The 13,064-nt window shown below is 68.6% G+C and carries 11 protein-coding genes and 1 pseudogene; 10 read left to right on the top strand and 2 right to left on the bottom strand.

The annotated features are described in order from the left end of the window. Positions 1-48: 48 nt before the first annotated feature. A pseudogene (gene rfbH, locus test1122_RS15635) lies at positions 49-1,365 on the top strand (lipopolysaccharide biosynthesis protein RfbH); the annotation flags it as partial. An 11-nt stretch (positions 1,366-1,376) separates the two neighbouring features. Here the strand turns inward: rfbH and test1122_RS15630 are convergent. Beyond that, entirely contained in the window at positions 1,377-1,826 is a 450-nt protein-coding gene (locus test1122_RS15630) for a nuclear transport factor 2 family protein (protein ID WP_232269782.1), read from the bottom strand. Positions 1,827-2,013: 187 nt separating this feature from the next. On the opposite strand from test1122_RS15630, the gene test1122_RS15625 reads away from it, so the two are divergent. The 9 genes from test1122_RS15625 to test1122_RS15585 all read left to right on the top strand — a co-directional run bounded on the left by test1122_RS15625 (position 2,014) and on the right by test1122_RS15585 (position 11,866). Further along, entirely contained in the window at positions 2,014-2,799 is a 786-nt protein-coding gene (locus tag test1122_RS15625) for an SDR family NAD(P)-dependent oxidoreductase (RefSeq protein WP_232269781.1), read from the top strand. A gap of 52 nt (positions 2,800-2,851) precedes the next feature. Then, entirely contained in the window at positions 2,852-3,997 is a 1,146-nt protein-coding gene (locus test1122_RS15620; RefSeq protein ID WP_232269780.1) for an acyl-CoA dehydrogenase family protein, read from the top strand. A 59-nt stretch (positions 3,998-4,056) separates the two neighbouring features. Then, positions 4,057-5,325 (top strand): beta-ketoacyl-[acyl-carrier-protein] synthase family protein, encoded by a 1,269-nt coding sequence (locus tag test1122_RS15615; RefSeq protein WP_277879833.1) that lies wholly within the window; start codon positions 4,057-4,059, stop codon positions 5,323-5,325. Then, on the top strand, positions 5,322-6,545 hold the full coding sequence (locus test1122_RS15610) for a ketosynthase chain-length factor (protein WP_232269779.1): 1,224 nt from the start codon (positions 5,322-5,324) through the stop codon (positions 6,543-6,545). The genes test1122_RS15615 and test1122_RS15610 overlap by 4 nt, the downstream gene beginning before the upstream one ends. A 44-nt stretch (positions 6,546-6,589) precedes the next feature. Beyond that, positions 6,590-6,847 (top strand): acyl carrier protein, encoded by a 258-nt coding sequence (locus test1122_RS15605; protein WP_232269778.1) that lies wholly within the window; start codon positions 6,590-6,592, stop codon positions 6,845-6,847. A gap of 1 nt (position 6,848) precedes the next feature. Then, on the top strand, positions 6,849-7,805 hold the full coding sequence (locus test1122_RS15600) for an aromatase/cyclase (RefSeq protein WP_232269777.1): 957 nt from the start codon (positions 6,849-6,851) through the stop codon (positions 7,803-7,805). Beyond that, positions 7,802-8,710, top strand: coding sequence for an MBL fold metallo-hydrolase (locus test1122_RS15595; RefSeq protein ID WP_232269776.1), 909 nt, complete (start codon positions 7,802-7,804; stop codon positions 8,708-8,710). The genes test1122_RS15600 and test1122_RS15595 overlap by 4 nt, the downstream gene beginning before the upstream one ends. A gap of 281 nt (positions 8,711-8,991) precedes the next feature. Beyond that, positions 8,992-10,125, top strand: a complete 1,134-nt coding sequence (locus test1122_RS15590; protein WP_232269775.1) for a glycosyltransferase — start codon at positions 8,992-8,994, stop codon at positions 10,123-10,125. 73 nt (positions 10,126-10,198) lie between these two features. Beyond that, positions 10,199-11,866, top strand: a complete 1,668-nt coding sequence (locus test1122_RS15585) for an MDR family MFS transporter (protein WP_232269774.1) — start codon at positions 10,199-10,201, stop codon at positions 11,864-11,866. Between the two features lie 22 nt (positions 11,867-11,888). Here test1122_RS15585 and test1122_RS15580 read toward each other — a convergent pair whose 3' ends face one another. Continuing rightward, complete coding sequence (locus test1122_RS15580; RefSeq protein WP_277879832.1) at positions 11,889-12,665, bottom strand: AfsR/SARP family transcriptional regulator; 777 nt, start codon at positions 12,663-12,665, stop codon at positions 11,889-11,891. Positions 12,666-13,064: the final 399 nt, after the last annotated feature.

Raw genomic sequence — 13,064 nt, 5'->3', positions numbered from 1 at the left:
AGTCAGAGCGCAAGTCAGAGCGCGAGTCAGAGCGCGAGCCAGAGCGCGAGCCAGGCAAAAGCTCATATCCTGGACCAGGTCCGGGCTTACCATGGCATGGGTGAGGACCACCATGGCGGTGTCCGCGGGGAGTTCGTCCCCGGAGTGACACCCATCTGGCCTTCGGGCGCGGTGTTCGACGCGGAGGACCGCGCCGCTCTGGTGGAGGCCGCACTCGACGTGCGGATCGCCGCCGGGGTCAGCACCCGCCGCTTTGAGCGGGAGTTCTCCCGGGTCCTCAAGCTGCGCAAGGCCCATCTGACCAACTCCGGTTCATCGGCCAATCTGCTGGCACTGTCCGCTTTCACCTCCCCGCTGCTGGAGGACCGCCGGCTGGTGCCCGGCGATGAGGTGATCACTGTGGCGGCGGGCTTCCCCACCACGGTCAACCCGATCCTCCAGAACGGTCTGGTGCCGGTCTTCGTCGATGTGGAACTCGGTACGTACAACACCACACCGGAGCGCATCGAGGCCGCGATCGGCCCGCGCACCAGGGCCATCATGATCGCCCACGCGCTGGGCAACCCCTTCGCCGCCGCCGATGTCGCCCGGATCGCCGAGGAGCATGACCTTTTCCTCATCGAGGACAACTGCGACGCGGTGGGCTCCACCTACCAGGGCCAGCCGACCGGCTCGTTCGGCGATATCGCCACGGTCAGTTTCTATCCGGCCCACCACATCGCGATGGGCGAGGGCGGTTGCGTACTCACCGACAATCTGGTGCTCGCCCGGATCGTGGAGTCACTGCGCGACTGGGGGCGGGACTGCTGGTGCGAGCCCGGCGAGGACAACCGCTGTTTCAAGCGGTTCGACTACCAGCTCGGTGACCTGCCGCACGGCTACGACCACAAGTACATCTTCTCGCACGTGGGCTACAACCTGAAGGCGACCGATATGCAGGCCGCGCTGGGCCTGAGCCAGCTCCGCCAGCTCCCGGACTTCGGTACCGCGCGCCGCGCCAACTGGCAGCGGATGCGGGAGGCACTTGACGGCGTACCGGGGCTGCTGCTGCCCGAGCCGACCCCGGACAGCGATCCCAGCTGGTTCGGCTTCTGCCTGACCGTGCTGCCCGACGCGGGCTACACCCGCAAGGATCTGGTGGCTCACCTGGAGTCCCGCCGGATCGGCACCCGCCGGTTCTTCGCGGGCAACCTCACCCGGCACCCCGCCTACATCGGCGTTCCGCGCCGTATCCACGGCACGCTGGAGAACAGCGACCTCATCGCCGAGCACACCTTCTGGACCGGCGTCTACCCGGGCCTCACCGAAGAGATGATCGACTACGTGGCCGAATCACTGCGGGAGTTCGCCGTCAAGAACTCCTGACACGCGTGCCGTCAGCCGATACCGAGATAGTCGTGGTCGACCCGGCGGCTGCGGTTGAACAGCTCCCCGCCCTCCTCCACCAGCACATCGTGGACCACACAGCTCGGGGCGATCTCCGGCTCCCGCACGCCGGGACGGCTGGTGACTACAAGGACATAGAAGGTGGACCGGATGGTGCCGTCCTCCCCCGGCGCCAGCCTGATCATGTTGAACCAGTGCCGGCGACGCACCGGGTCGTTCCCGAACCGCTGCTCGTGGAAGGCGTGCAGCTCGGCCGCGATGCCCTCCCGAGTACGGGCCGGAGGACGCCCCGGTGTGTGGCTGAACTCCCCATCGGGAGTGAACGTCGCGGCGTACTGCGCGAAGTCGCCGCCGTCGAGCGCGTGCATCTGCTGGGCGTAGAACTGCTGGACCCGCGCGTACAGGCCGGTCAGGTCGCTCAGGGGGGTCGTCGTGATCATTGTGCTCCTCGTGGTCATTGTGCTCCTCGCACTCCCGCTGGTCACAGGGGCCCACGGTGGCCCGGCCGGATCGAATCCGGCTTGAGGCAGGACTGAGAGTGCCGTTCCAGGCCAGTTCGACCGGCGCTCGAGAAGCGTGGACGAAGGTCGGCAGCAGACGGGCGCGACGCAATGCGATGGAGGAAGAATGACCGAGAAGATCAAGCCGGTGGCCCTCGTGACGGGTGCCACCAGCGGTATCGGACTGGAGATCGCGACGCGGCTGGCGCAATCGGGGAATCGGGTCTTCATCTGCTCACGTTCGGCCGACCACCTCGCTACCGTGCTGAAGGACTTCCAGGCGGAGGGGCTCGAGGTCGACGGGCAGACCTGCGACGTCAGCGACCCGGCACAGATCCGCGCGTTCGTCGCGGCGGCCGTGGCCCGCTTCGGCCCGGTCGGCATCCTGGTCAACAACGCGGGCCGCAGTGGCGGGGGCATCACCCAGGATGTGCCGGACGAGCTGTGGCTCGATGTCATCAACACCAACCTCAACAGTGTCTTCCTGATGACCAAGGAAGTCCTCAACAACGGCGGCATGTCCGGCAGCGGCTGGGGCCGCATCATCAACATCGCCTCCACCGGCGGCAAGCAGGGTGTGCTGCACGGTGCCCCGTACTCCGCTGCCAAGCACGGCGTGGTGGGCCTCTCCAAGGCATGGGGACTGGAACTCGCCAAGACCGGAATCACGGTGAACGCGGTCTGCCCCGGCTTCGTCGAGACCCCGATGGCCGAGAAGGTACGCGCCCACTACGCCGGTATCTGGGGTGTCTCCACCGAGGAGGCGCACTCCCGGGTCACCGCCCGCGTCCCGATGGGCCGCTATGTCGAGACCGCCGAAGTGGCCGCGATGGTCGACTACCTCATCAGCGACGGCGCCGCCGCCGTCACCGCCCAGGCGCTGAACGTCTGCGGCGGCCTCGGCAACTACTAGGGGGTGCCTCCGACGACGGCACTCGACGACTCAACGACTAGACGGTGGCATGATGACCCACGCGCTCAGCTCAACCTCCCTCCTCCTCGCCGCGGAACACATCGCGGCGCTCGCCGCCAAGCACGCGGCTGAGGCGGAGGCACGGCGTCTGATCGACTCGGATGTGGCAGCGCTGGTGATCGAGGCAGGCTTCGCCCGGCACTTCGTGCCCACCCGCTTCGGTGGCAGCGCCGGTACCTTCGCCGAACTGCTGGCAGCCGTCGCTGAGATCGGCGAGGGGTGCGCCTCCACCGCCTGGTTCGCCTCGCTCGCCGCGAGCGTCGGGCGGATGGCGGCGTACCTGCCGGAGGCCGGTCGGCGCGCGATCTGGGCCCGGTGCCCGGACACCATCGTGGTCGGCGCCCTGGTGCCATCGGGCGAAGCCCGTCCGGTACCCGGCGGCTGGCGGGTCTCCGGCCGCTGGACATACGTCAGCGGGGTTGATCTCTCCTCCTGGGCGCTGGTGTGCGCCCGTACGGCCACAGCGGAAGGCGGCCAGGAGCCCCGCTTCTTCGCAGTGCCCCGTGAGGCGTACCGCACGGTGGACACGTGGTTCAACACCGGGATGCGGGCAACGGGCAGCAATACCCTGCTGCTCGACGAGGTGACCGTGCCCAAGGACCACTCCGTCGCGCTCGACACGCTCCTCGCGGGCCTGGCTCCCGACGCCGAGGCCCCCTGCCACCGGACGCCGATGAAGGCCGCCAACGGGCTCACCCTCACCGCCCCGCTGCTCGGTGCCGCGCGTGGCGCGCGGAACCGCTGGACCGAACTGACCGAGGCGAAGCTCCAGGGCCCCGGCGGTGCGATCTCCGGCGGCGCGGACCGTACCGCGGCCGAGCTGGTTCTGGCCCGCGCCGACGGGCAGATCGACGCGGCCCGGCTGCTGCTGGAGCGGGTGGCCTCAGTGTCTGACAGCGGTGCCGTCACCGCTCTGGACACCGTGCGCAACGGGCGTGACTGCGCCCTCGCCGCCGACCTGCTCGCCACCACCGTGGACACCCTCCTGCGCACCTCCGGCAGCCGGGGACAAGCCGAATCCGAGGACCTTCAGCGGTTCTGGCGCGATGTGAACTCCGGCGCCGGACACAGCGGACTGCAGTTCGCCCCGGCGGCCAGCGCCTACGCCCGGAGCCTGCTGACCCCGGCCGCGGACTGAACCACCTAAGGAAGGAAGAGAGCCTTGACGCGCTGCAGCACTCCCCACGGAGGTGCCCGGTGACCCGACGTGTCGTCCTCACGGGCATGGGGGTCCGAGCCCCGGGCGGCCCCTCGGCCAAGGACTTCTGGAACCTGCTGACCTCCGGCCAGACCGCCACCCGCCGGCTGTCCTTCTTCGATCCCTCTCCCTACCGCTCCCAGGTGGCCGCGGCAGTCGACTTCGACGCCGAGCTGGAGGGGCTCAGCCCCCGGGAGACCCGGCGCATGGACCGCGCCGCGCAGTTCGCCGTGGTGTGTGTCCGGGACGCGGTGGCCGACAGCGGCCTGGAGTTCGCCGGAACCGACCCGCACCGCATCGGCGTCAGCCTCGGCAGCGCGGTGGCGGCCGCCACCTCGCTGGAGCGGGAATACCTCGTGCTGTCCGACCGGGGCCGGGAGTGGGAGGTCGACCCGGACTATCTCTCCCCACATATGTTCGACCACATGGTGCCCAGCGTCATGCCGGCCGAGGTCGCCTGGACCGTCGGCGCGGAAGGCCCGGTCGCCATGGTGTCCGACGGCTGCACCTCCGGCCTCGACGCGGTGGGCTATGCCAGCCAGCTGATCCGCGAGGGCACCGTCGATGTGATGATCGCGGGCGCCTCCGACACCCCGATCTCGCCGATCGTGGTGGCCTGCTTCGACGCCATCAAGGCGACCACCCCGCGCAACGACGACCCCGAGCACGCCTCCCGCCCCTTCGACAACACCCGCAATGGCTTCGTGCTCGCTGAGGGTGCCGCGATGTTCGTCCTGGAGGAGTACGAGAGCGCCAGGCGGCGGGGCGCGGACATCTACGCCGAGATCACCGGCTACGCGACCAGGCTCAACGCCTACCACATGACCGGTCTCAAGCCCGACGGCCGGGAGATGTCCGAGGCGATCACCCACGCGCTCGACCAGTCCCGGCTCGACCCGACCGCCGTCGACTACGTCAACGCCCACGGCTCCGGCACCAAACAGAACGACCGCCACGAGACGGCCGCGTTCAAGCGCAGCCTGCGCGAGCACGCCTATCGCGTCCCGGTGAGCTCCATCAAATCGATGGTCGGGCACTCGCTGGGCGCGATTGGCTCCATCGAGATCGCCGCCTCCGCCCTGGCCATCAAGCACGGGGTGGTGCCGCCCACCGCGAATCTGCGTGAGCCGGACCCCGAGTGCGACCTCGACTACGTACCACTGACGGCACGCGAGCAGCGTCTGGACACGGTGCTCACCGTGGGCAGCGGCTTCGGCGGATTCCAGAGCGCCATGGTGCTCCGCGCCCAGGGAAGGACGGCGGCATGAGCGACACGGTGTATGTCACCGGCATCGGAGTGGCGGCGCCCAACGGCCTCGGGGCCAAGGAACACTGGCAGGCCACCCTGGAGGGGCGTGACGGCATCTCCCGGATCACCCGTTTCGACGTCTCGCGCTACCCGGCCACGCTGGCCGGGCAGATCACCGACTTCGCGCCGGCCGATCACATCCCGAGCCGGCTGCTGCCGCAGACCGACGTCTCCACCCGGCTCGCGCTGGCCGCCGCCGACTGGGCGCTGGCCGACGCGGTGGCCGACCCGGCGGAGATCCCGGAGTTCGACATGGGCGTGATCACGTCCAATGCTTCTGGGGGATTCGAGTTCACCCACCGTGAGTTCGACAAGCTGTGGACCAAGGGCCCGCAGTACGTCAGCGTGTATGAGTCCTTCGCATGGTTCTACGCCGTCAACACCGGCCAGCTGTCGATCAGGAACGGTATGCGCGGACCCGGTGCCGTGCTGGTCGCCGAGCAGGCCGGGGGCCTCGACGCGCTCGGCCACGCCCGGCGCGTGATCCGGCAGGGCACTCGTCTGGTGCTGAGCGGAGGTGTGGACTCCGCCCTTGATCCATGGGGCTGGGCGTCCCATCTGGCCACCGGCCGGGTCAGCCACGCCACCCAGGCGGAGCGGTCCTACCTGCCCTTCGACCGGGCCGCTCCCGGCTTCGTGCCCGGCGAGGGCGGGGCCATGCTGGTGCTGGAGTCGGCCGCCGCGTTCCGCGCCCGCGGCGCGGGCCAGGCGTACGGCGAGATCGCCGGATACGCCGCGACCTTCGACCCGGCGCCCGGCTCGAACCGCCCGCCGGGTCTGCGCCGGGCCGCCGAACTGGCCCTGGCCGACGCCGGACTGCGACCCGGCGACATCGACGTGGTCTTCGCCGACGCGGCCGGCACCCCCGACGAGGACCGGGCCGAGGCCTCCGCGCTGCGTGAGCTGTTCGGCGCGCGGGGCGTGCCGGTGACCGCCCCCAAGGCGCTGACCGGCCGGCTGTACGCGGGCGGCGGACCGCTCGATGTGACGGACGCACTGCTGTCCATCCGTGATGGCGTGATCCCCCCGACGGGCCGCGCCGTGGACGTGCCCGACGACTACGGCCTTGACCTGGTCCTGGACCGGCCCAGGGAGACCCAGGTCTCGGCCGCCCTGGTGCTCGCCCGGGGCCGCTGGGGCTTCAATTCAGCGCTGGTGATCCGCGCGGTGCGTGACTGACCGCCGGCCCGAACCTCACCACACTCTCAGAACAGGAGACCTTCATGAGCATCATGACCATCGACGATCTGCAGCGCATCCTTGTGCAGGGGGCGGGCGCCGACGAGTCGATCGACCTGTCGGGCGATATCCAGGACGTTGAGTTCGAGGACCTCGGTTATGACTCGCTGGCCATGCTGGAGACGGCGGCGCGCATTCAGCAGCAGTACGGCGTAGTCCTGTCGGATGAACAGATCCTGGAGCTGCGCACGCCCCGCCAGGTTGTCGACGCGGTGAACTCCACCGCCGCCGGAGTGAACTGACGTGACACCGCCGACCCAGCACAGGCTGGTGCATACGGAGACGACGAGCGCGCCCGCAGACGTCGTATACGACCTCGTTGCCGACGTCTGCCGGTGGCCCGCCGTCTTTGGACCCAGCGTGTATGTCCGCCACACCGAACGCGCTGAGCACGCCGAGCGCTTCCAGATCTGGGCCCTGGCCGGCGACGGGGTCAAGACCTGGTCGTCGGCGCGCACCCTCGACCGGACTTCCGGCACCGTCACCTTCCGACAGGAGCGCAGTCACGCCCCGGTCGCCTCGATGGGTGGGCGGTGGACCGTGCGCGCGCTGCCGGAGGGCGGCGCCGAGATCACGCTGACGCACGAGTTCGCCGCGGTGGACAACGACCCTGCGGCTGTACGGTGGATCACCGACGCCGTCAACACCAACACCCCGCAGGAGCTGGCCTCACTCAGACGCGTGGCCGAGCTGGGGCACCCGCTGGACGATGTGGTGTTCACCTTCGAGGACCGGGTCGAGGTGCCGGGCCGCGCCAGGGACGCGTACGACTTCATCAACCGCGCCGACCTCTGGCCCGAACGACTGCCGCATGTCGCCGCGGTCACCCTCACCGAGGACACCCCGGGCATCCAGCGGCTGGAGATGGACACGGCCACCGCCGACGGCTCCACGCACACCACTCGCTCGGTGCGGATCTGCGCACCGGGGGACTGGATCGCGTACAAGCAGGAGCTCCCGCCCGCTGTGCTGCTCGGGCACAGCGGGCTGTGGAGCTTCGCGGACGGCCCCAGCGGACGCGCGGTGGTGACCTCGGCGCACACCGTGACGCTGAACCCGGCCGCGCTCCGGGAGTTGCTGGGCCCGGACAGCGGTATCGCGGACGCGAAGGAGCACATACGACGGGTGCTCGGCGGCAACAGCCGACGCACCCTGGAGAAGGCGGCGCAGTACGCGCGGGAAGCGACGGCGACCGGATGAGCGAGGAGCCCCGGCTGACTCCGGTCGCCGACAACGTCTACGCCTGGATCCAGCCGGACGGAGGGTGGTGTCTCAACAACTCCGGGGTCGTCGTCGGTGGCGACGGCGCGATCGTCGTGGACACCGCCGCGACCGTGGCCCGGGCCGAACGGCTGCGCGCGCAGGTGGACGCGGTCGCCCCTGGGAGCGCTCGTACCTTGGTCAACACGCACTTCCACGGTGACCACACCTTCGGCAACGCGGTGTTCGGCCCGGAGGCAGCCATCGTCGCCCACGCCGGTACCCGCGAGGAGATGGCCGCCACCGGCCTGGCGCTGACCGGGCTGTGGCCGGACGTGGAGTGGGGCAGCGTCCAGCTGGCGCTGCCCACGGTCACCTACGAGGAGCGGATGACGCTGCACCTCGGCGAGCGGCGCGCGGAGCTGATCCATGTGGGGCCCGCGCACACCCGCAATGACACGGTGGTGTGGCTGCCGGAAGAACGCGTGCTGTTCACCGGCGATGTGGTGCTGCCGGGGTGCACTCCGTTTGTACTGATGGGCACGGTGGCCGGGTCGCTGCGGGCGCTGGACGAGCTGCGCGCCCTGGATCCACGTACCGTCATCGGCGGCCACGGCCCGGTAGCCGGCGGTGAGGCGTTCGACGCGACGGAGGCGTATCTACGGTGGGTTCAGGACCTCGCGGCGGCCGGCGTCGCCCGGGGGCTGACCGCGCTGGAGACGGCCCGCACGGCTGACCTGGGTGCGTACGCGGCCCTCACCGACCCGGAACGGCTGGTGGGCAATCTGCACCGGGCACGCGCCGAGCTGGAAGACGGCGAGCTGGCCCGCCCCCTCGATGTGGCCGGTATCTTCCAGGAGATGGTCGAGTTCAACGGCGGCCAGCTCATGACCTGCCGAGCCTGAACCAGGGCCTGTCCGGCGGATCAACCGAACGTGCTTCTCACGGCCGCCACAGATTCCTCCCCCAGACTCCGTCTGGGGGAGGCGCCCTCAGAACCTCACCATCGTGGTTCCGCACCGTTGCGGCAAATTTTCCCGGGCCTCCGCCCCGGGGGCCTGGGGGCGAAGCCCCCAGTTTTCGGGAAGGGGCGGGGTTGGGGAAAGATCCGCCCGGACAGGCCCTGAGGCGTCCGCGTCGAGGAAACGTCGAGCCGCACTCGATCCGCACTGCTGACGATGTGGACATGAGGATTCTTTTCGTCGGGGGAAACGGGGCGGGGACACTGTTCCCGCTGATCCCGCTCGCTCAGGCCACCCGTAACGCCGGTCACGAGGTCTTCATGACCGGCCCCGAGGCACTCGCGGGCGACATCGCCGGGGCCGGTCTGCCGCCCGTCGTGGTGACCGACCGGTCCGTCGCCGATTTCCGGATCCCCGGCCTGGGCAACACCGCACCGGTGTCGGAGGAGGGCCTCGACTCCTATCTGGCCATCGGCCGGATGTTCGGCGGATACGCGGCGGACTGTCTGGACCCACTGCTGCGGCTGGCCGATGACTGGCGGCCCGATCTGGTGGTCGGCGTGGTGCTGGCGTACGCGGCACCCCTGGTCGCCCACCACGCGGGGGTCCCCTTCGTACGGTTCGCTACCGATCTGGCCGAGCCCGCCGTCACCAATCTGGCCGCAGCGGCCCAACTGGGTCTGGAGATGGAGCGGTTCGGGCTCTACGAGATGCCCCGGCCCGCACTGAGCATCAGCGTGTGCCCGTCGGCCGCCCGCCCCGCCGTAGTACCGCCCGCGCTGCCGATGCGGCATATCCCGTACACCTCACAGCGGCCCGTAGAGCCGTGGCTGCACTCGGCGCACGACCGGCCGCGTGTGCTGGTCAGCGCGGGCAGCAGGGTCACCCCGGACCATGACTTCGACATCCTCGACGGGCTGGTCCGGGCCACCTCCTCGCTCGACGCCGAGCTGCTGATCGCCGCGCCCGAGGCGGTCGCTGAAAAGCTGAGGCCGCTGCCGGCGCACGCGCGGGCCGACTGGATTCCGCTCGATACCGCCATGCCGACCATCAACGCGATGGTCCATCACGGCGGTGGAAGCACCACCCTCGCCGGGATGGCCCACGGCGTGCCGCAGATCCTGATTCCGCACATGCTCGGCCTGGACTACACCCACAGGCTCGCCGAACTCGGCTCGGCGAAGCTGATCACGCCCGAAGAAGACACCGCGGACACCATCGTGGCGGCCGTCGAGGAGGTCCTCGGCAACGCCTCATACCGGGATGCCGCCGACCGGCTGCGGTCGGACATGAACGCCATGCCCGGCCCGGCCGAACTCGTCCCGTCACTGGAGTCTCTGGCGAACTCCGGTCCTTGACGGTGCTTGACCTCAAGCGAGGTTGAACTTGGAGGATGGCGGAACGGTAGCAGGCAACGAGGAGTATGACGCCATGACAGACAGCGCATCGTCACCCACGGGCGGGTCGCAGAGCACGGCCAATGAGCCGACTCACCGGGAGATAATGATCGTGATGGCCGGGCTGATGCTCGGTCTCTTCTTAGGCGCGCTCGATCTCATGGTTGTCGCCACGGCCATGCGCACCATCGCCGACGAACTCAACGGACTGACCGTCCAGGCGTGGGTGACCACGGCGTATCTGGTCACCTCCACGATCACCACTCCGCTGCTTGGCAAGCTCTCCGATATCTACGGCCGTAAGCGCATCTATGTGATCTCCATTGTCACCTTCCTCATCGCCTCCCTGCTCTGCGGTATCGCGCAGTCGATGTATGAACTCGCCGCCTACCGCGCGCTCCAGGGCATCGGCGCGGGCGGTGTGATGACAATGGCTTTCACGATCATGGGCGACATGATGACGCCCCAGCGGCGCAGCCGCTACCAGGGTTACTTCTCCCTGGTATTCGGTATCGCGGGTATCGCGGGACCGCTGCTCGGCGGCCTCTTCGCCGACATGGGCGACGTTCTGGGTATCGCCGGCTGGCGCTGGGTATTCCTCATCAACCTGCCGATCGGCCTGCTGGCGCTGATCGTCGTCACCACCACCTTCAAGATGCCGCGCCTCCGCACCGAACAGCGGGTCGACTACGGCGGTGCGTTCGCCCTCACGCTGTGCCTGGTACCGCTGCTCGTGGTGGCGGAGCAGGGCCGGGAATGGGGCTGGGGCTCCGTGCTCTCCCTGACGATGTTCGCCCTGGGTCTGGCCGGGCTCATTCTCTTCATCCTGGTCGAATCGCGGATGGGCGATGCGGCGATCATTCCGATGCGGCTGTTCAGGACCCGGGCGTTCTCCGTCATCAATGCCGTGAACATCATCGTCGGCATGGGTGTCTTCGGCTCGCTGCTCTTCCTGCCGCTCTATCTCCAGCTGGTCAAGGGCCTCTCCCCGGGGAACGCCGCTCTGATGCTGCTGCCGCAGACCGTGGGAACCATTCTCGCCAGCCGCACTCTCGGACCGGTGATCAACCGGACAGGGCGCTACAAGGAGTTCATCCTGCTCGGTCTGGGGCTGGTGACGACGGCGCTCCTCCTCTTTGGCACGGTCGGCCCGGACACCGCCCTCTGGCTGGTCGTCCTCTACACCTGTGTGCTGGGGCTCGGCGTCGGCATCTGCTTCCCGGTCACGCTGATCGCGCTCCAGAACGGCGCCCGCAAGGAGGAAATGGGGGTGGCCAGCGCCGCCTATATGTTCTTCCGCGAGATCGGCGGCACGGCCGGTGTGGCGGTGTTTCTGTCGGTGATGTTCTCCGTCGTCGGCGGGCGGATCGCCGACGCTCTCCGGGTGGCCTCGGGCTCGACCGGTTTCCAGGCCGCGCTGCGGGATCCGGATGTCGTGCACGCCCCTGCCAACACCGAAGTCCTGGAGGCGGTACGCGGTGGCGGCGACCTCGATATCGACAACACGGCCTGGCTGGCGGAGGCGGACCCACGGCTGGCCCGGCCGGTGCTGGAGGGCCTTGCCGAAGCCATCAACACCGTCTATCTGACAGCTGGTGCCGTCATGCTGCTGGGGTTCCTGGTGGCGCTGCTGCTGAAGGGCGGCGGGACGGCGCCGAAGGCGGAGAAGAAGGAATCGACCGAGCCGACCGCGGCCCCGTAGGGCGCGGTCGGCTCGTGACCCGCTATTGGCTCACCGGCTCGGGGAACGGCGGGCTGAGGACCTCGTACTGGAGCTGTTGCAGCGCCGTAGAGGGTTCAAGACCCAGCTCGTCGTGCAGCGTCTTCCGCAGGTTCTGGTACGCCTGAAGCGCCTCCGCCCGGCGTCCCGCGGTGTTCAGCATGTCGATCAGCTGGCCATGGAACCACTCGTTGAACGGGTACTCCTTGACCAGCGATCGCAGCTCCGGGATCAGCTCCCGATGTCTGCCCAGTTGCTTGTCGGCCTCGATCCGCAGTTCCACCGCGCGGATCCGCAGCTCCTCCAGATAGGAAATACGAGCCATGAGTATCTCGCCCGCCGAGATGTTGGCGAGGGCCGGTCCCCGCCACAGCGCGAGGGCATCCCGGAGCCTCTTGGCCGCCAGCTCCGGCTCGCCGTTGGCAAGATGGTCGCGTCCCTGCCGGATAAGCCGCTCGAAGATCTGGGTATCCAGTTCCTCCGCGTCGACGCGGATGAGATATCCGGGCGGACGGGTGAGCAGCAACTCCCGTTCAGGGCTGGTCAGACCCTCGTTCGCGAACATCTTCCGGGAGTGGTACACATACGTCTGCAGCGTGGTCAGAGCACTGCGCGGCGGATTACATCCCCACAATTCGCGAATAAGCGAATCGATCATCACGATTTCATTGGGTCGAGTGAGAAGAAGTGCCAGTAATTGACACACCTTCGGAGTGCGAGGCGTGTAGGCTCTGCCTTCGTCGGTGATTATCTCAAATGGGCCGATGAGATTGAATCGCATTTTGGCCTGATCCCCCTGTGTCATTACGTGTGTTGGTCCCGCCCGACTAAGAGGCGCACACGTAGAGCGTTACAGAAAGTGAATGATGGCGCTGGCGAGCTGGCTGTGGGGCTCTCCGACTCGCGAGCAACGTTCGACGCCCAGATGATGACGTGCGCCGAATCATGTATCTGCATTCTGCTGCACTCCCCCCTTTGATTGAACTGTATAACAGCGCCCCGCAGCCTGCGGGTTTACCTGTAGGCAGCAGATAGTTTTCCCATGTGACGTTCATCACGCGGCAGCCCAGCGTCCGCTACTTTGACCAAGGTGGCACGCGTCCTCGCCAGGCTCACGCATTCAACCGCCCTTCGACCGCCCCCTCGACCGCCCCTCGACCGGCCTTCGAGTGCTTTCCTG

Origin of the sequence: Streptomyces gobiensis, assembly GCF_021216675.1 — a bacterium.
Taxonomy (GTDB): Bacteria; Actinomycetota; Actinomycetes; order Streptomycetales; family Streptomycetaceae; genus Streptomyces; species Streptomyces gobiensis.
Note: the sequence above shows the minus strand (reverse complement) of the source record. Positions and strands in the feature narration are given on the sequence as shown.

Coding starts and splice junctions, on each gene's coding strand:
- test1122_RS15630 (WP_232269782.1), bottom strand. CDS start 1,826: ATGATCACGACGACCCCCCTGAGCGACCTGACCGGCCTGTACGCGCGG.
- test1122_RS15620 (WP_232269780.1), top strand. CDS start 2,852: ATGACCCACGCGCTCAGCTCAACCTCCCTCCTCCTCGCCGCGGAACAC.
- test1122_RS15610 (WP_232269779.1), top strand. CDS start 5,322: ATGAGCGACACGGTGTATGTCACCGGCATCGGAGTGGCGGCGCCCAAC.
- test1122_RS15625 (WP_232269781.1), top strand. CDS start 2,014: ATGACCGAGAAGATCAAGCCGGTGGCCCTCGTGACGGGTGCCACCAGC.
- test1122_RS15590 (WP_232269775.1), top strand. CDS start 8,992: ATGAGGATTCTTTTCGTCGGGGGAAACGGGGCGGGGACACTGTTCCCG.
- test1122_RS15580 (WP_277879832.1), bottom strand. CDS start 12,665: ATGCGATTCAATCTCATCGGCCCATTTGAGATAATCACCGACGAAGGC.
- test1122_RS15585 (WP_232269774.1), top strand. CDS start 10,199: ATGACAGACAGCGCATCGTCACCCACGGGCGGGTCGCAGAGCACGGCC.
- test1122_RS15605 (WP_232269778.1), top strand. CDS start 6,590: ATGAGCATCATGACCATCGACGATCTGCAGCGCATCCTTGTGCAGGGG.
- test1122_RS15595 (WP_232269776.1), top strand. CDS start 7,802: ATGAGCGAGGAGCCCCGGCTGACTCCGGTCGCCGACAACGTCTACGCC.